The sequence below is a fragment of the uncultured Merdimonas sp. genome (assembly GCF_963929015.1).
Lineage (GTDB): Bacteria > Bacillota > Clostridia > Lachnospirales > Lachnospiraceae > Merdimonas.
This window is the reverse complement of record NZ_CAWVHE010000003.1, coordinates 130,274-148,514: the sequence shown is the minus strand read 5'-3', so window position 1 is coordinate 148,514 and position 18,241 is coordinate 130,274. Positions and strand designations below refer to the sequence as shown.

Genomic DNA, 18,241 nt, shown 5'->3' with positions numbered 1-18,241 from the left:
TCCCGGATATGTAATACTCCAGGAATCTTCGCCCTGTTTTTCACTTTTTTATTTCACCCAGACTTTAACGATTTCTGCAATGTACATGGTATGATAGTCTTTGGTCGGATACCACTTGGTATCACATTCTGTGTCTGTAAAACATTCCGGAAGCATCTCCTGTGCGTACAGCTTCCGGCACTCAAACACCATCTCCGCCTCTTCAACTGCCGCCACTTCTTCCGGGGCGCCTTCATTCAGATAACAGGGATGAAGACCGGCTTCTTTCCATTTATCTTCCACGTCTCTTCCAGATACCGAACCACAGATATTCAACGCCTTCCTCTGTTCCTCCGGCAGGAAGGACAGGGTGAACGTATCGCTGGCATCTACAAATTCTTTGGTATATCTCTGTGGCCGGATATATGCGGTTGCCACCGGTTTCCCCCACATAATCCCAACTCCTCCCCAGCTGGCGGTCATGGTATTGGAACCATTCCGGTCTCCTGCAGTGATCAGCATCCACTGCTTGCTGATCTTATCAAACGGATTAAATGATAATGTGTGAATGTCTGCTTCATGAAATGTCATTGTCCATTCCTCCTGTCTTTTTTCTTTTTCCATTATACCAGATCTGTCAATCTCTCTATTCCTTTTCTCCGTAAACACTGACCTCTGCAATACAGGTGTCGTCCCAGTCAGGATTGGTTCCGCCATACACGGATACAATCTCGATCTTAAGATCTGAGGCATCACAGTCTCCGGATACCTCTACCCACTGTTCCTGTTTTACATCATCAAAAGTGATCTCTTTCTCCTGGCCATCCATGGTAATCTTCAACGTCTGCGGACGGTTATTCTGCGTATAATAACTATCGCCCCTCCAGTTTCCAAGCTTGAATGCTATGTACCTGATCTCGTATTCCCCGTCAAAATACAGGGAAATGCCTTCCCCGATCCCGTCACCTGGCACACCTTCCTGCCAGGAGGTTTCGTCTCGCCCGTCCACCACCATGCCGGCGCTGTTATCATGGCCTTCCTGATCGATCACAGAAGTAGCCATTGCCTGTGTCACCGCAACCTCACTGGCTGCTCCGACAGAGGAGGGAGGACTGATATTGTACATATCCCAGACGCCATCTTCTTCCTCTTCTGTCTCTTCTTCCGGATCTTCCTGCGTCTCCTCTGCTCCGCCTTCCGGCTGAGGCGCTTTCTCATCCTCGCCGGAACCTCCCGGGATTTCTTCTTCCCGGACAACAGCCTTGCTCCCGTCAGATAAAATATCATAGGCAAAATAGCCGATCAGCACAGCAAAAATGATGACTGCCACGCATACGACAGCAATAATAACAGGTGCCTTTGATTTCTTTTGCGGCAGCGGTGTTCCGCATCTCTCACAGAATCTGGCTTCCCTGATATTCTTATATCCACATCTCGGACATTTCATCCTCTATCCCTCCTTTTAGCCGGCAGCATTTCTTCCAGGCTTAGTTAAGCAAAGACGGGTCCAGATACCACTTTCCGTCAATCTTGATTACCGTGATCCATGTATCGTCCGCAATTTCCATATCGTCTCCGCCATTCACAGAAACTTCTGCGGAAAACTCTACTTCTTTTGCCTCTTCAATCTCACCCAACATTCCGAAATAACTGGTTTCCAGGCTCTGGATTTCCTGATCTGACAGATCCCTGACATCGCCAATCTCATAATCAACTTTCACATCGCCCTGATAGCCGCCAGCTATATTTTTCAGGCCTGCTTCTACCAGGTCTTCCATCTCTTCCTTTCCGATTCCCATCCACTGATCTGCCATCTCCATATATTGCTCAGGAATCAGCTTCACAGCCGCTTCGCCGTCTTGCTCTTCGATTGCCTTGACCAGATTGCGGATGGGCGTTTTATAGGTATTGCTAAAAAACAACATCCATATGCCAAATGCCGCACCGGCAATAAAGAGGATCAGGATTCCCACAATGGCCGCGATCCATCCTTTTCTGCTCTTTTTTATTCCTGCATATCGCGTCTGTGCGCCGGACGCCATCCCCTCGCCTGCACCTCCGACGGGAGCGCCGCAATTTGTACAGAACCGGTCCCCCTCCATGAGTTCCTGTCCACAGTGTATGCAAAACATTTTAAAATCCTCCTGCTGATTTATCCTTTGTTTTATTGTAGCACACTTTCGGCAGTTTTCTTTCTATTATTTTCTGTATTTCCCCATAATTACTTCATTACGATCTTCCTGAAATTTTTCTTCCCTTTTTTCAGGATCCTGCCTTCTCCGCCTAAATCTTCCCCGGCAAATACTGCATGAATATCCTCTATTTTCTCCCCGTCTACTGTAACGCCGCCCTGCTGTACCGCGCGTCTTGCCTCAGATTTGGAAGGAACCAGACCTGCCTTAACCAAAAGGGTCAGAATATCTATCTTTCCATCCTCCAGGTCGGCTTCTGTCAGCTCTGTGGTTGGCATTTCTGCCGCCGCTCCCTGGCTGAACAGGGCTTTTGCAGATTCCTGTGCTTTTTTTGCTTCTTCCTCGCCGTGTACCAGCTTGGTCAGCTCAAAGGCCAGGATTTCTTTTGCCGTATTCAGCTGCGCTCCTTCCCAGCTGTCCATCTTATCAATTTCCTCCAGCGGCAGGAATGTCAGCATCCGGATACATTTCAGCACATCTGCATCTGCCACGTTTCTCCAGTACTGGTAGAACTCAAAGGGAGAGGTCTTGTTTGGATCCAGCCAAACGGCGCCGCTCTGTGTTTTACCCATCTTCTTGCCTTCGGAATTCAAAAGCAGAGTAATGGTCATGGCGCAGGCATTTTTGCCAAGCTTCCGGCGGATCAATTCTGTGCCGCCCAGCATATTGCTCCACTGGTCATCCCCGCCAAACTGCAGATTACAGCCATATTTCTGGTACAGCATGTAAAAGTCAAAGCTCTGCATAATCATGTAATTAAACTCCAGGAAACTTAAACCTCTCTCCATTCTCTGCTTGTAACATTCTGCTGTCAGCATGCGGTTGACGCTGAAATGAGGTCCTACTTCCCTTAAGAAATCAATGTAATTCAAATCCAGCAGCCAGTCTGCATTATTGACCATCAATGCCTTATCTTCAGAAAAGTCAATGAAGCGGCTCATCTGCTTTTTAAAACAATCGCAGTTGTGCTGGATCTGCTCCGGCGTCATCATAGAACGCATGTCCGTTCTTCCGGATGGATCGCCAATGTAGCCGGTGCCTCCGCCAATCAGGGCAATTGGCTTATTTCCTGCGTCCTGCAGACGCTTCATCAGACACAGCGCCATGAAATGTCCTACATGAAGACTGTCTGCCGTCGGGTCAAATCCAATATAAAATGTTGCTTTTCCGTTATTGATCAGTTCCCGGATCTCTTCTTCGTCCGTCACCTGGGCGATCAGCCCTCTTGCCTGTAATTCTTCATAAATTCCCATTTTTCTTTTCTCCTTTTCCTTTTGTTTTGTTTCTCTTTTATTTCTTTTTTATTTCTGAAATATGATGAAGCCACATTCCGTTGGATGATCCAGGATATAGCCCTTCCGGTATCGGCGGGCATACCAGACAATCAAAAGATCCCCGCCGGCTCCCACCACATTTAGAAGAGACAGCCACAGCAGGAAACTGCTGCCCGCAATAAATGCCGCGAGATAGATTCCAAGTCCTAGAACTGCTCCGGGCAGCACTCCGCCGAAAATATATTTCCCGGGCTCCAGTGGTTCCCTGCAATGACAGTAAGGCGTAAAACTGGACCACATCATGCCGATATGAATGCTCTTCCACCCCTTTTTTGCTCCCAGGCTCCATCCCACACCATGAAGCACTTCATGGATGAAGGCTGTCACCAGAAACACGACCAGGAGCAAAAAGCCGTTAAGATCCTTTGTCCAGAGCGGACCGCGCCCTGTCAGGATCCAGAGCAGGAGCAGAACAGCTGCAACAGGAACCGAAGTAACAAACACCATCGCATTCGCTTTGGCCACAGAAAACACTTCTGAAGATTCCCGGTATCCTCTTTGCACAAACTCGGTCCTTTGTCTTTCATAATTGTCCACCAGCATCTGTTTTTTATTGTCCACTTTTTCTTCCTTAGACATGACTCCCCACCTTTTTCTTCCAAACGCTGCCGACTGCACTGCCAAACAATCCGGCAACACTACAAAGTGATCCGGCAACACTGCAGAAAAAAGAAAAACCCTTACTGCTTTCACAGTAAGGGCGAATCAACTTTTCCGCGGTACCACCTTGCTTCACCGAAGCCTTACAGCATCGGTCTCATTCGGCTGCTCTGCATCTGCTATCCATTTACAGCCCGGCGCTTTAACGTGCGCCAATCCGTCACAGCCTACTCTCTACCTGAAAAATCGCATCAGAATAGTGTTCGGTGCAAAGCTCCGGGACGTATTCATATACGGTTCCTTCGCGCGCCTCTCATCCGCCGGCTGCTTTCTGTACGGGTGTCCCGGATATTACTTGTTCCCTTCCAAGCCTTTATATCTATCTGTCTGATTGCAATCCTACCGCATTTAAAGGAAATTGTCAACCCAAAATTGGGGACGGGGGTTTTCTGGAAAACCCCCGTCCCCAATTTTGATGAACTTAACTTATCCACATTTTATTCCCTTTTTATCCACATGAATTATTCACATTTGGGGGATTTCTTCACTTCGCCACCCGGAAGGGGACGGGGGATTTCTAGAAATCCCCCGTCCCCTTCCGGGTGGTAAGGACATCTTTTCCCCAAACATTGTTGGTTTTCCACATAAAATCTGCAGACCAGCTTTTCCGGCAGCTCCATTTTGATTCCCAGTTCTTCGCGGGTCATCTGCACTGCTTCTGTTACCGCTGTAAATGTATCTCTTTTACAGCATCTGGGGCCGCCGATCCTGCCGATGGCCTGCAAGGCTCTTGCTGTCATTCGGTTGGAGATTCCCCAGGAGTTCCCGCTTAACGGTGTGGCTTTGGTGACAATGCTCATATAAATGCCGGTGCTGATCCCTGCACCGCAACATCCCCAGAACCCGCACACGCCGCCGGGCACCTGACAACCGCGGGTCTTCATTTCCTTCAGCGCCGCCGGAAGATCCAGTTCTCCGCCGCAATTGTGATAAGCTGCCAGAAGCGCAGCTCCTGCCATTACATGGTGTTCCGGTCCGTGCATATAAATATATGGATCTTCCATGATCTTCTGCATGATCTCAACAGGATTTTTGTAAGGAGTAACACTACATTCCCGCATAATCGCCTCAATCCCTTTTTTTGCATGACACGCATCACACACATAATGTCCGTCTTTGCACACGGCATGGCTCATTTCTGTTTTCCCGCAAAAAACGCAAGTCATTTCTTTTGCCTCCCGGGAATATTCCAGTTCTTTGCCGCATACCAGACAGGCGCCTTCTCCTCGTCTCACCGCCGCAACATCCTTTCCATTTCCAGTCTCTGTTTAAATTATCCATTGATCTATACGATCAGAACCCCATCTTTCCATACGTTTACCAGATTCAGTTCCTGATCAAGCAATACAATATCGGCCTTCTTTCCTTCCGCAAGGGATCCTCTTTCCTCTTCCACGCCCAGACTCTTTGCGGGATGGATCGTAGCACAGGCCACTGCTGTTTCCAGCGGGATTCCCATCTTCTTTACTGCCGTACGTATGCAGTCCATAAGATTAGTCGCGGAGCCGGCTAACGCGCCGTCGCTGACCAGGGTTGCCCGGTTGCCCCTGACATCCACATCCAGTCCGCCCAGGGTATATCTGCCGTCCGGCATACCGGTTGCCCGCATGCTGTCACTGATCAGGATCATACGGTCCGCTCCCATCATCTGGAAGGTGGCACGGACCACCGCCGGATGAATATGTACGCCGTCACAGATCAGTTCCGCCATAACCGAAGGACTGTCTGCCACTGCCCCCACCACGCCGGGCGCCCGATGGGTAAACGCAGGCATAGCATTATATAAATGCACCGCGTGACTTGCCCCTGCGTCAAATGCCGCCTTTGCCTGTTCATAATTTGCATTGGTATGAGCCAGGGAAATATGAACCTGATCCTTCATTTCTTTGATAAACGAAACCGCGTTTTCGCTCTCCTCCGGCGCTACACCGATAAACTTCACCAGTCCCTTGGAAGCCTCCAGGAACCGACGGGCCACTTTGGTGTCGCAATCCAGGATATTGCGCTCGTCCTGGGCTCCTTTTTTTACCTTGCTGATAAATGGCCCCTCCATATTGACGCCGATAAGATCCGCACAGGCCCGGTACGCTTCACTTCTCTCTTCTCCCGCCAGAGCCGGCTGCGCTTCTTCCCGGTATTCTGCCGCCGTTTCAAGGATTTGTACCAGCTCCTCCACCGGCAAAGTCATTGTAGCCGGCGCGATAGCCGTCACACCGATGGATGCTTCATACTCGGCGATCCGCCGGATCGCCTCCCTGGTGCCATCGCAAAAATCATCTCCCATACAGCCATGAAAATGGAGATCGATCAGACCAGGAATCGCATACGCGCCTTTTCCGTCTACCACTTCCTCCCCTGGCTGCGCCAGGAATCCTTCTCCTCTTGCAGCTCCGGAAATCACCCGTTCGATCTTCCCCTTATGGACTTTAATCTCACCTTCTGCAAATGTCTCATTCTCCAGATACACTTTTACATTTTTGATGATCATTTTTCCTGTCTCCTTTGTCTCCTTCTTCCATATATGATCCAGACTACAGACACCACCACCAGGACTCCTGCCAGCAACTGTGACACCGGGATCTGCGTCCCGGGGATCCACAGCTGATCAGTCCTTAAAGACTCGATCCAGAATCTCCCTGCGCCGTATCCTGCCAGATAGATCAAAAATACCTCGCCGTTAAATTTCTTATATCTGGTGTAGCATAAAAGCAGGATCAGCACCAACAGGCACCAGAACGATTCATAGAGAAAGGTGGGCGACACCTGGATGCAGGAAACTCCATCCACAGTCTCCATATGCTCCCGCATCTTCTCTGTCACATCCCCGCTCCTCACTGCATCCAGCGGAAGCCGCATGGCAAATATGCCGTCCGTATATTCTCCAAAAGCCTCCCGGTTAAAAAAGTTTCCCCACCGGCCGATCATCTGTCCGGTAATCAGCCCGCAGCCGCCGGTATCCAGCATCAGTCCTACCGGGATTTTTTTCACACGAGCCACCACAAATACTGTGATCACCGCGGCGATCACACCACCGTAGATTGCCAGCCCCCCGTGCCTGGTATTAAAGATCTCCAGGAGATTGCCTTTATACATGTCCCAACTAAAGATCACAAAATAAATCCTGGCCCCGATGATCCCGAAAATAATCCCGAAAATTGCCAGATCCACATAATCTTCCTGCTTCTGACCGGTACGCTTTGCCATCTGTGTGGCCACAAAAATACCGGCCAGCATGCCAATCGCTATCGTAATTCCATAATAGGCGATGTCAAATCCAAATACCGTAAGTGTTTTCCCCACATCCTCCAGATGAATCCCCAGATGCGGAAAATCAATAAATGTATGCATGTCCGACCGCTCCCATCTTTTCTGTCATCAGACAGGCATTATACATTAAACCGGAACAACATAATGTCCCCGTCCTGCACCACATAGTCTTTTCCTTCCAGCCGGATCAGTCCTTTTTCCTTCGCGGCATTATGACTGCCGCAGGCAATCAGATCCTCGTAGGAAACCACTTCCGCACGGATAAACCCGCGTTCAAAATCGGTATGGATCTTTCCTGCCGCCTGGGGCGCTTTGGTTCCCTTCGTGATCGTCCACGCCCGCACTTCCGGCTCCCCGGCAGTCAGATAGCTGATCAGTCCCAGGATCCGGTAGCTGGCCTTGATAAGCTTTTCCAGTCCAGACTCGGAAAGTCCCAGATCCTCCAGGAACATTTTCTTTTCATCCTCTTCCAGCTCTGCGATCTCCTGTTCGATCTGTGCACAAACCACGAAGACTTCACTCTGTTCTTCCTTTGCATATTCCCGCACAGCCGCCACTCCCGCATTGGACGCGCCATCGTCTGCCAGATCACCTTCCGCCACATTTGCGGCGTAGATCACCGGTTTATAGGTAAGAAGATTATAGCTTCCAAGCCACTCCTGTTCCTCCTCATCTTCCGCCCCGCCAAAGGTCTTTGCCATCTTTCCTTCCTCCAGGTGTGCTTTGATCTTTTCCAGAAGGCTTAATTCCTTTGCAGCCGTTTTATCATTTCTGGCCACCTTTGTAGTCTTAGCGATCCGCCGTTCCAGAATCTCCAGGTCAGAGAAAATCAGCTCCAGATTGATGGTCTCGATGTCCCGCAGCGGGTTGATGCTGCCGTCTACATGCACAATATTGCTGTCCTCAAAGCAACGCACCACATGAACAATAGCGTCAACCTCCCGGATATTCGCCAGGAACTGATTCCCCAGCCCCTCTCCTTTAGAAGCGCCTTTAACCAGTCCGGCAATATCTACAAACTCAATAGCCGCCGGGATAATTTTTCTGGTATGATACATTTCTCCCAGCACGTTCAGCCGTTCATCCGGCACCGTTACCACACCCACATTGGGATCAATGGTGCAAAAAGGATAGTTGGCAGACTCTGCCCCTGCCTTTGTCAGGGAATTAAACAATGTACTTTTTCCTACGTTGGGAAGTCCCACGATTCCTAATTTCATATCTATTACATCTCCTTCGTTTTTTCCTTCTTATCCCGTGTCTCCATCAGGATCACGATCCCCGCCGAAAACGTGATCACCACCTCGTCTCCGGCAATCTCGTTGCTGACACACAGGCTGTCATAAGGTGTCAGTACATGGTTCTCCAACGGATATTTCGCGCCCTCTATATTGAAGCCGAAGATCTCTTCTCCCAGTGGAAACACTGAAAAATACGGTCCGTATGCCTCTGCCTTTTTCAGGTGGGTCTCCCCTTCCCCGATCAGAGAAATCCGGTTCTGGCTGTCCAGGATCTCTGCCTGCACTCCCGCTTTAAAGGGAATGGTCAGGCACTGAACATTTGCCCACAGATGATCGATCCGGCCTCCGGTAGCTCCCAGGATCACCAGATGCGTCCCCCCAAGCGTCATGGCAAGCCGAATGGCAATCTCTGTATCAGAAGCATCTTTTACAGGATTAAATTCCCGGATGCCCACATGCGTCTCCTTGCGGTAATACTCTACCACTTCCTGCTGAACGCTGTCAAAATCTCCCACAATGTAATCGGGCATGATCTGATGACGATATAAAAACTCCACGCCCTTGTCCACACCGATCACATATCCTTCTTTTTGTCCCTCCAGAATGGGAAGGCACACTTCTTCCTCCAGCTTTCCGCCGGATACAATCACAATCTTTTTACTCATAACTCTTCACAATCTCCATCAATGCTTTGGTATTCTCCTTTGCATCCCCTTTGAAAACTCCTGACCCCACTACGATCACATTGGCTCCGGCGTCCAGCACCTGGCGGATATTGGACATGGAGATCCCTCCATCCACCTGGATATCCAGATCCAGCCCCTGCTCCTGTGCCATTTCTCTGGTCCTTCGGATTTTTTCCAGTGTTCCTGGAAGAAACGACTGCCCGCCAAATCCCGGATGTACGCTCATGATCAACGCCATATCAATCTCGCGAAGATAGGGAGCAAGCTTTTCCACATCCGTCTCCGGGCAGATGGAAAGCCCGGCTCGCAGCCCTGCTTCCCGGACAGCCCTTAAAGTGGCATGGACATCCTGGCAGGCTTCCAGATGAATCGTAATAATATCCGCTCCCGCCTTCCTGAAATCCTCCACATAACGGATTGGCTCCCGGATCATCAGATGCACGTCCATCACCTGGCCAGTCGCCCCCTGAATGGATGCCAGCACCGGGATCCCAAAGGAAATATTGGGCACAAACATGCCGTCCATCACATCAAAATGGAGGTAACGCGCTCCTTCTTCTTCCGTTTTTTTCATCTCGCTTCCCAGATTTTTAAAATCTGCAGAAAGGATTGACGGGGCCAGTATGTATTCCATGCTAATACCTCCTCTGCTCCTTCAGCTCTTCATAAAAAGCCCGATAATTGTCGTATCTGGACCGGTGGATCTTTCCTTCTTCCACCGCCTTTTTCACCGCACAATCCGGTTCATGGATGTGATCACATCCCTGAAACCTGCAATTTCCTTCATAGGGCGCAAACTCCGGGAAATAGTATTTCAGTTCTTCTTTTTCCAGATCGCTGACATACAAAGAACTGAATCCCGGAGTATCCATAATATAAGAATTCTCTCCCAACGCAAACAATTCCGCATGCCTGGTGGTATGCCTGCCTCGCTGGATCTTTCTGCTGACAGATCCCGTCTCCATATTGGCCTGGGGATGAAGAAGATTGATCAGCGAAGACTTGCCCACTCCGGAAGGCCCTGCGATCACCGTAGTCTTTCCTTCCAGCAGCTCCCGGATCCCGGAAATGTTTGTCTCTTCCTTTGCACTGGAAAAGAGAAGCCTGCATCCGCAATCCCGGTAAATCTCCTTTAACGCGCCGATCTGTTCCTCTGTCCCCAGATCCTCCTTATTAAAACAAAGGACCACAGGGATTCCTGCCTGCTCCATCATGATCAGAAACCGATCCAGCAGATGAAGATGGGGACTGGGCTTTGTCACAGCAAAAACCACCAGCGCCTGATCCACATTGGCTGACGCAGGGCGGATCAGTTCATTTTTCCTTGGCAAAATGTGGATCAGGTTTCCCTCTCTTTCCTTTTCATCAAGGATTTCGATCTCCACATTGTCCCCCACCAATGGCTTCTTCTTTTCTTTTCTAAACACACCTTTTGCTTTACATTCATAAACACCGGATTCTACTACGTCAACGTAGTAGAATCCGGCAATTCCCTTGATAATCTTTCCTCTCATCAATCAGTCCACTTCTTCTGTTGCTTCGCTTCCTTCGCCTCCCGGCTCAGGCTCGGGCTCCGGCTCCGGCACGGGCGTCGTCTGCTCCGGGCCTGTGCTGATCACCAAAGTTACCGTTGCTCCCTCATCCACACTGCTTCCCACATCCGGGCTGCAGCTGATCACATTGCCTGCTGTCACGGAGCTGCTGTGCTGATACGTCACACTTACATTCAGCCCCGCGCTTCTTAGAAGCTGCCGCGCAGTACTCTCCGATGTCCCGGTCACCGGCGGAACGCTTACCTTGGCTGCCGGTTCCGGACCGTTGCTGATCACCAGTGCAATGGCAGTTCCGGCGTTCACCTTTTTTCCACCATCCACACTCTGCGAAATCACAAGCCCTTTTTCAACTGTGCTGCTGTATTCATAGGTTACAGACTCAATATCCAGGCCTGCGTTCTTGATCTCATTTTGCGCCTCTGCATCTTCTTTCCCTATCACATTCGGCACAGTCTTTTTCTCTGCTCCTTTGCTTACCTGCATCACGATTTCTGTATCTTCCGTCGCTTCTGCATTTGCCTCCGGCGTCGTCTTGATCACCTGGCCGCTTGGCACGCTGTCATGATAGGTAAATTCAGAAGATATCTTTTTAAACCCGGCGTCTTCCAGGATGCTCTGTGCTTCATCCTCTGTTCTTCCGCTGACATCCGGAACTTTGATACTATCTCCCACAAGCCCGGAGCTTACTACGACTTCAATGGTGGTATTCTTTGCCACCTCGTCTCCTGCTTTGGTCCGCTGCTCGCTGACCCTGCCTTTTTCATATTTTTTAGACTCTTCTCTTGCGACAACTTTAAATCCCAGTCCCTTTTTGTTAAGAGCCTCCTCTGCATCGGCCTCTGTCATCCCCACAATCTTTGGCACTTCTACCATATTTTCAGTCTGCACATTCTTTCCAGGTCCCACAGAAAAGATTCCTGCCGCCCGGCCAATGGCAAAAATCACAATAAATGCGATGATAAGCGCCACCACGATGGTCAGAATACGGGTCAGCTTCTTCATCCGCGGATTGACTTCATCAGACCCCTTGCCTCTCTTTCCGGGCACGTCATAGTCTTCATCCTCGTCATAGTCCTCACCGTCGTAATCCTCATCGTCCCCGTCGTAATCTTCATCCTCGTCTTCGTCGTACCCGCCGTAGTCCTCATCCTCGTCATAATCTTCCTCATCCCCGTCACAGGAATTTTGGATCTCATCCAGTTCCTCATCCGTGATGATCACAGTATCTGCATTCCCAAGAGGCGGAATGACAACAAAATCTCCATCCGGGTCTACCAGACAATGTTTCAGATCCCGGATCAGTTCATCGGTATTCGGATATCTTCTTTCAGAGTTTTTCTGGGTACACTTTAAAATGATCTGTTCAAGACTATAGGGAATGTCCTCCACCTTCTCTGACGGAGGCGTGATCTCTTCCTGAAGATGCTTGATCGCTACAGACACCGTGGAATCCCCGTCAAAAGGCACCTGTCCGGTCACCATTTCATAAAGCGTGATGCCAATGGAATAAATGTCGCTTTTCTGATCACTGAATCCGCCTCTTGCCTGCTCCGGCGAAGTATAGTGGACAGATCCCATGGCGTTCGTGCTGATCGTATTAGATGTTACAGCTTTCGCAATGCCAAAGTCCGTAACCTTCACTTTTCCTTCTTTGGAAATAATGATATTCTGCGGCTTGATGTCCCGGTGGATGATGCCCGCCGCATGTGCTGCGCCGATCCCGGCACACATCTGGATGGCGATGCTCACCACTTCTTTGTAGGACAATCTCCCCTTCTTTTCAATATATTCTTTTAAGGTGATGCCTTCTACCAGTTCCATGACCATATAATACAGTCCCCGGTCTTCACCCACATCATATACATTTACAATATTCGGATGCAGAAGCCCCGCAGCAGCCTGCGCTTCCGAACGGAACTTCCGGACAAAACTCTCATCTTCCCGGTACTCTTTCTTCAGTACTTTTACTGCCACATACCGGTTCAACATCCGGTCTCTGCCCTTGTAGACATCGGCCATGCCGCCTGCGCCTACCTTACTTAATATCTCGTACCGTTTTCCCAGTACAATACCATCCTTTACCATACACTCACCTCATCTGAAAGCGGCTCCGCAATCACTACCCCTATATTATCTCTTCCGCCGTTGCTGTTTGCCTTCTCGATCAGCATCTCTACCGCTTCCACCACATCTCTGGAGCCCTTGACGATATCAAACATATCCTCGTCTTCTACCATATTGCTAAGACCGTCTGTACACATGAGGATCACATCCCCCTTTTTCAGACGATACTCATAAATGTCTGCCTCTACGTCTTCTTTCACTCCGATTGCGCGCGTAATGATGTTCTTATCCGGATGGTTTTTTGCCTCTTCTGCCTTGATCCCGCCCAGTCGCACCATTTCCTCTACCAGGGAATGGTCCTTGGATATCTGCCGGATCTTTTCATTGATCAGATAAAGACGGCTGTCGCCCACGTTGGCAAAATACAGGGTATTCCCGATCACGGTACCCGCCACCAGCGTTGTGCCCATCCCTTCCAGCTTGACATCTGTAGACGCCACTTCGATCAGCTTATGATTTGCAATGGTGACAATATTACGCAAAATCTCTTCCGGTTTGTCAAGAGGCGTCTTTTCCAGCTCCTCAAGCACCGTATTTACCGTATATTTGGACGCAAAATCCCCGGCTTTATGTCCGCCCATCCCGTCTGCCACAGCAAGGAAGTTCGGGAACGGCCCCACCGGCCGGTCTGTCACATATACGAAATCCTGATTGACTTCACGCTTTCTCCCCACGTCAGTCATCGCATATAATTTCATCTGTTTCTCCTTTATGATCCGCCGCATATCTTCTACGCAGCTGTCCACAGGCTCCGTCAATATCAGAGCCTCTTTCCCTTCTTATAGTAACATTAATTCCGTTTTTTTCAAGTTTATTTTTAAATTCCACCGCATTTTCATAGCTGGGGCGGCGGAACGTTCTTTCTTTCACAGGATTGACCGGGATCAGGTTTACATGACAATTCCGGTGCTTCAAAAGCGCGGTAAGCTCACGGATATCTTCCGGCTGATCATTGACACCTTTTACCAGGCTGTATTCAAACGTGATCCTGCGGCCTGTCTTTTCAAAATAATAATCGCAGGCCGCCAGCACCTCCGGGAGCGCATACTTATTTGCCACAGGCATCAGCGCTTTGCGCTTTTCCTGGGTGGAGCCATGCAGGGACAAAGCCAGCGTAATCTGCAGCCCTTCTCCGGCAAGTCTTTGTATCCCGGGAACAATCCCGCAGGTAGAAGCGGTAATGCTTCTCTGGCTGATATGCAATCCGTGCTCATCGCTGATCATATGTACAAATCTGACGAAATTCTCATAATTATCCAGAGGCTCCCCGGTGCCCATAACCACAATATTGGACACTCGTTCTTTGCAGCACTTCTGCACCTGGTAAACCTGCCGCAGCATTTCCGACGCCAAAAGGCTGCGTTTCAGGCCGCCAATGGCAGAGGCGCAGAATCTGCACCCCATCCGGCATCCCGCCTGCGAAGAAATACAGACAGAATTGCCGTATTCGTATTTCATCAGCACGCTCTCGATCATATTGCCGTCTTCCAGCTCAAACAGAAATTTTTCCGTCGGATCCTTTCGGGAAACCTGGTGCGCCGCCACCTTCATCTGCGGGATCCTGTAATGCAGGGAAAGCTTCTCTCTCAACTCCCTGGACAGATTGGTCATTTCTGAAAAATCGTCCGCAGACCGGACATGGATCCATTCATAGATCTGTCTTCCCCGGAACGGCTTTTCCCCGATCTTTTTCATTTCCTCCTGGATCTCTTCATAGGTAAAGGAAGCAATATCCTGTCTATCCATCTCTACTCCTTTCGGAACACGGCGATATAAAATCCATCTCCGGGATCTCTTCCCGGGATCCGCTGTTCTTCTTTTATCAGTGTGTACTCCGGATACGTCTTTGCGAACCACCTGGCGTTCTCTTCATTTTCCGCATTGTGGATCGTGCAGGTGCTGTAGAGAAGTTTTCCTCCGGGCTTTACATAATCTTTCACAACGGACAGAATCTGTCTTTGCAGTCCTGCCAGTTCTGCCGCCGCTTCTTCTGTCATCTTATACTTCAGATCCGGCTTCCTTCCCAGCACCCCCAGTCCGGAACAGGGAAGATCGGCAATGACCACATCCGCTTTCCCGATCCATTCCGGATCCGGAACCAGCGCGTCGTGGCAGACGGCCGCAATGTTGGTAAGGCCGCTTCTTGCAATATTCTCCCGGATCAGCTCGGTTTTCCGCTCGCTTAAGTCTCTGGCCTCTACATAGCCGGTACCCTTCAGAAGCTCAGCCATATGAATCGCCTTTCCGCCGGGAGCCGCGCACACATCCAGCACCTGGTCTCCTTCTTTTGGATCTGCCAGAAGCGCCACCTGCATGGAACTGATATCCTGCACCTGGTAAAGCCCCTCCTGAAAGCTGGAAAGGGCAGCCAGATGATCCACGCCATGCAGGATCAGACCGCAGGACGTTCCGGGGATTCCCTCTGCTTCCACACCTTCTTCCCGAAGTCTTCGGATCAGTGTTTCCCGGCAGATCCTTTCCGGATCAAACCGGACCGTCAGGGGGCTTTCCTTCAAGAACTCTTCTCCCATCCCCTCTACGGTCTCTGTATCATAGGTTTCCAGCCACAGCCTCACCAGCCACACAGGCAGAGATTCTTTTACAGAGAGATACGCTTCCGGCTCTTCCTTTCCCGGCCAGATGATCTGTTCCGGATGTCTGCTGATATTTCGCAGTACGCCGTTGACAAATCCTTTCAATTGCCGGAACCCCTTTTTTTCTGCCAGTTTCACCGCCTCATTGCAGACGGCCGCGTCTGGAATGCTGTCCATATACTTTAACTGATAGACGCCAAATCGCAGGATGGTCCGGATTACCGGCTTCATTTTTTTTACTTTCACTTTTGAAAACTGATCAATGATATAATCAATCTCTATCTGACGCTCCAGGGTGCCGTTTACCACCCTGGTGATAAAAGCGCGTTTTCTTTTATCCAGATACTGGTAAAGATCCAGAAGATTTTTCAATACAATATGGCTGTATTCTCCGTCCCGTGTGATGGAAAGCAAAGCTTCCAGCACCAGTTCCCGCTCGTTCATCTTTATCTTCTCCTTGAATTTGACAGTACAATGATACGCAGAAGCTGCAGGATTGCCGAAGCTGCTCCCGCCACATAAGTAAGTGCCGCAGCTGTCAGCACCTTCCTTGCACAGCGCATTTCTTCTTCATAAAGCATGCCGCTCCCTGCCAGCATATGAAGCGCCCGTCCGGACGCGTTGAATTCTACCGGAAGCGTCACGATCTGAAATAAAACAGCCAGTGAAAACGCCAGGATCCCCAGGTTCAGGAACAATACCGAAGACTGCCCGTTAAAAAGAAATCCAAGCAGGATCAAAGGCCATGCAATGGTGCTTCCAAAATTGGCCGCCGGAACCAGCGCGCCGCGCAGCTTTAGCGGCACATATCCGGTGGCATGCTGAATGGCGTGGCCGCATTCATGAGCCGCCACCCCTACCGCCGCTACAGAAGCGGACCCGTAGGTCGCATCAGAAAGTCTTAGTACTTTTGTTCGCGGATCATAATGATCGGTCAGATTTCCGGAAATGTGCTCCACACGGACGTCAAAGATCCCCGCTCTTTGCAGGATCTGCTCCGCCGCTTCCCGTCCCGTCATGCCCCGGTGATTTGGCACCCGGGAGTATCTGGAATAAGTAGACCGCATCTTTGCGGATGCAGCCATACAGATGATTACGCCAATGATTAAAAATACATACGTCGGGTCAAAATAAAACATCGGATAATACATTTACAAATGCCTCCTAACTACTTGTCAGTATCAGTCCGGCTTTTACCGGATAGCCCCGCAGGAACGCGGCCGCGTCCATCCGCTTTTTCCCCGGGATCTGAAGCGCCGTCACCTTCAGAAGTCCTGCTCCTGTCCGGACCAGAAAGCCGTCTTTCTCCACCCGGACGATGGTTCCCGGCGCTGCCTCTGTCCGGCAGTCCGGTTCCTCTTCGACCACCTCTGCCTCCCAGATCTTCATCGTTTTTCCTTCCCAGTGGGTATAAGCGCTGGGCCAGGGATTTAAGCCACGGATCAGACGTTCAATCTCTTCTGCGGGCTGCTCCCAGCAGATATTTCCCAATTCTTTCTCCAGCATTCTTGCATACTCTGTCGGACTTTCGCCTTGTTTTTCAGGAAGGATCGTATGATCCTCCAACCCCTGCAGGGTCTCCACACACAGTTTTGCCCCGGCCTTTGCCAGTTTATCATGCAGGCTCCCGCCGGTCTCTTTCTCCTCCAGTACAACCTCCGTTTTCAGGAGCATATCCCCGGTGTCCAGGCCTGCGTCCATCTGCATGGTCGTCACGCCCGACACCTTTTCTCCCCGGATCACCGCCCACTGAATGGGCGCAGCTCCCCGGTATTTGGGAAGGAGCGATGCATGAACGTTGATACAGCCATAAGGCGTCATATCCAGGATCTCCTGTGGAAGGATCTGCCCAAATGCGATGACAACCATCACATCTGCCTGATATTTCCGAAGCTCTTCGATATTTTCAGGATCCCGGATCTTCTTTGGCTGAAAGACCGGGATACCGTGAGCCAGCGCCGTCTCCTTGACCGGCGGATACTGCATTTTCCCGCCGCGTCCCTTTGGTTTATCCGGCTGCGTCACCGCCAGAACGATCTGGTGTCCTGCCTCGATCAGAGCTTCCAGAGTCCCCACCGAGAACTCCGGAGTTCCCATAAATATGATCTTCATTTACTCTTCCTCCTGCTCTTCTTCGCTGTACTCCACGTCATGAAGCTCCCCTTCTACAAGATCCACATACATTTTCCCGTCCAGATGATCGATCTCATGACAGAACGCTCTTGCAAGCAGTCCCTCTCCCTCCAGTTCGATTTCTTCCATCTCTTCATTCTGTGCCACAACTTTTACACGTTCAGGCCTTGTCACCTGTCCGGATTTTCCGGGTACGCTTAAGCACCCCTCCTCTCCGGTCTGTTCCCCGGAAGTCTCCACGATCCTGGGATTGATCAGCACAATAGGACCTTCGCCCACATCGATCACTACAATCCGCTTTAATACCCCTACCTGTGGCGCCGCAAGTCCTACGCCCATTGCCTCGTACATGGTGTCCAGCATATCCCCGATCAGGATCTTATTGCGAAGAGTCATTTTGGGAACCTCTTTGCAGGTTTTTGTCAACACGTCGTCTCCGATTTCTCTGATTTTTCTGATTGCCATAAGTTTGTCTCCT

The 18,241-nt window shown here is 50.3% G+C and carries 19 protein-coding genes; all 19 read right to left on the bottom strand.

Going from position 1 to position 18,241, the window contains the following annotated elements; genetic code table 11:
* Positions 1–48 precede the first annotated feature (48 nt).
* The 19 genes from ABGT54_RS01525 to def all read right to left on the bottom strand — a co-directional run bounded on the left by ABGT54_RS01525 (position 49) and on the right by def (position 18,228).
* Entirely contained in the window at positions 49–570 is a 522-nt protein-coding gene (locus tag ABGT54_RS01525; RefSeq protein ID WP_346662526.1) for a flavin reductase, read from the bottom strand.
* A 55-nt stretch (positions 571–625) separates the two neighbouring features.
* Positions 626–1,426 carry a zinc-ribbon domain-containing protein gene (locus ABGT54_RS01520; RefSeq protein ID WP_346662525.1) on the bottom strand — a complete coding sequence of 267 codons (801 nt, stop codon included), beginning with the start codon at positions 1,424–1,426 and terminating at the stop codon, positions 626–628.
* A gap of 40 nt (positions 1,427–1,466) precedes the next feature.
* Positions 1,467–2,111, bottom strand: coding sequence for a zinc-ribbon domain-containing protein (locus tag ABGT54_RS01515; RefSeq protein WP_346662524.1), 645 nt, complete (start codon positions 2,109–2,111; stop codon positions 1,467–1,469).
* Between the two features lie 89 nt (positions 2,112–2,200).
* The gene (gene tyrS, locus ABGT54_RS01510; RefSeq protein WP_346662523.1) at positions 2,201–3,424 is read right to left on the bottom strand and encodes a tyrosine--tRNA ligase; all 1,224 of its coding nucleotides are present in this window, start codon (positions 3,422–3,424) and stop codon (positions 2,201–2,203) included.
* Between the two features lie 48 nt (positions 3,425–3,472).
* The gene (locus ABGT54_RS01505) at positions 3,473–4,084 is read right to left on the bottom strand and encodes a DUF3267 domain-containing protein (RefSeq protein ID WP_346662522.1); all 612 of its coding nucleotides are present in this window, start codon (positions 4,082–4,084) and stop codon (positions 3,473–3,475) included.
* Between the two features lie 542 nt (positions 4,085–4,626).
* Complete coding sequence (locus ABGT54_RS01500) at positions 4,627–5,331, bottom strand: DUF5714 domain-containing protein (protein WP_346662909.1); 705 nt, start codon at positions 5,329–5,331, stop codon at positions 4,627–4,629.
* Positions 5,332–5,450: 119 nt separating this feature from the next.
* A complete protein-coding gene (nagA, locus tag ABGT54_RS01495; protein ID WP_346662521.1) occupies positions 5,451–6,653 on the bottom strand; it encodes an N-acetylglucosamine-6-phosphate deacetylase in 1,203 nt (400 codons plus the stop codon).
* Positions 6,650–7,513, bottom strand: coding sequence for a prolipoprotein diacylglyceryl transferase (gene lgt, locus ABGT54_RS01490; protein ID WP_346662520.1), 864 nt, complete (start codon positions 7,511–7,513; stop codon positions 6,650–6,652). The genes nagA and lgt overlap by 4 nt, the downstream gene beginning before the upstream one ends.
* Before the next feature lie 38 nt (positions 7,514–7,551).
* On the bottom strand, positions 7,552–8,652 hold the full coding sequence (gene ychF, locus ABGT54_RS01485) for a redox-regulated ATPase YchF (RefSeq protein ID WP_346662519.1): 1,101 nt from the start codon (positions 8,650–8,652) through the stop codon (positions 7,552–7,554).
* Between the two features lie 5 nt (positions 8,653–8,657).
* Entirely contained in the window at positions 8,658–9,338 is a 681-nt protein-coding gene (locus ABGT54_RS01480; protein ID WP_346662518.1) for a thiamine diphosphokinase, read from the bottom strand.
* Positions 9,331–9,993, bottom strand: a complete 663-nt coding sequence (rpe, locus tag ABGT54_RS01475) for a ribulose-phosphate 3-epimerase (RefSeq protein WP_346662517.1) — start codon at positions 9,991–9,993, stop codon at positions 9,331–9,333. The genes ABGT54_RS01480 and rpe overlap by 8 nt, the downstream gene beginning before the upstream one ends.
* 1 nt (position 9,994) lies before the next feature.
* Entirely contained in the window at positions 9,995–10,873 is an 879-nt protein-coding gene (rsgA, locus tag ABGT54_RS01470) for a ribosome small subunit-dependent GTPase A (RefSeq protein WP_346662516.1), read from the bottom strand.
* Positions 10,874–10,876: 3 nt separating this feature from the next.
* On the bottom strand, positions 10,877–12,997 hold the full coding sequence (gene pknB / locus ABGT54_RS01465) for a Stk1 family PASTA domain-containing Ser/Thr kinase (RefSeq protein ID WP_346662515.1): 2,121 nt from the start codon (positions 12,995–12,997) through the stop codon (positions 10,877–10,879).
* Positions 12,991–13,734 (bottom strand): Stp1/IreP family PP2C-type Ser/Thr phosphatase, encoded by a 744-nt coding sequence (locus ABGT54_RS01460; protein ID WP_346662514.1) that lies wholly within the window; start codon positions 13,732–13,734, stop codon positions 12,991–12,993. Before ABGT54_RS01460 ends, pknB begins: the two co-directional genes overlap by 7 nt.
* Positions 13,712–14,782, bottom strand: coding sequence for a 23S rRNA (adenine(2503)-C(2))-methyltransferase RlmN (gene rlmN, locus ABGT54_RS01455; protein ID WP_346662513.1), 1,071 nt, complete (start codon positions 14,780–14,782; stop codon positions 13,712–13,714). The genes ABGT54_RS01460 and rlmN overlap by 23 nt, the downstream gene beginning before the upstream one ends.
* A gap of 2 nt (positions 14,783–14,784) precedes the next feature.
* Complete coding sequence (gene rsmB, locus ABGT54_RS01450; RefSeq protein WP_346662512.1) at positions 14,785–16,074, bottom strand: 16S rRNA (cytosine(967)-C(5))-methyltransferase RsmB; 1,290 nt, start codon at positions 16,072–16,074, stop codon at positions 14,785–14,787.
* 2 nt (positions 16,075–16,076) lie between these two features.
* Positions 16,077–16,781 (bottom strand): zinc metallopeptidase, encoded by a 705-nt coding sequence (locus ABGT54_RS01445; protein WP_346662511.1) that lies wholly within the window; start codon positions 16,779–16,781, stop codon positions 16,077–16,079.
* A gap of 13 nt (positions 16,782–16,794) precedes the next feature.
* A complete protein-coding gene (gene fmt, locus ABGT54_RS01440; protein ID WP_346662510.1) occupies positions 16,795–17,742 on the bottom strand; it encodes a methionyl-tRNA formyltransferase in 948 nt (315 codons plus the stop codon).
* On the bottom strand, positions 17,743–18,228 hold the full coding sequence (gene def / locus ABGT54_RS01435) for a peptide deformylase (protein WP_346662509.1): 486 nt from the start codon (positions 18,226–18,228) through the stop codon (positions 17,743–17,745). It abuts the gene before it with no gap.
* Positions 18,229–18,241 lie beyond the last annotated feature (13 nt).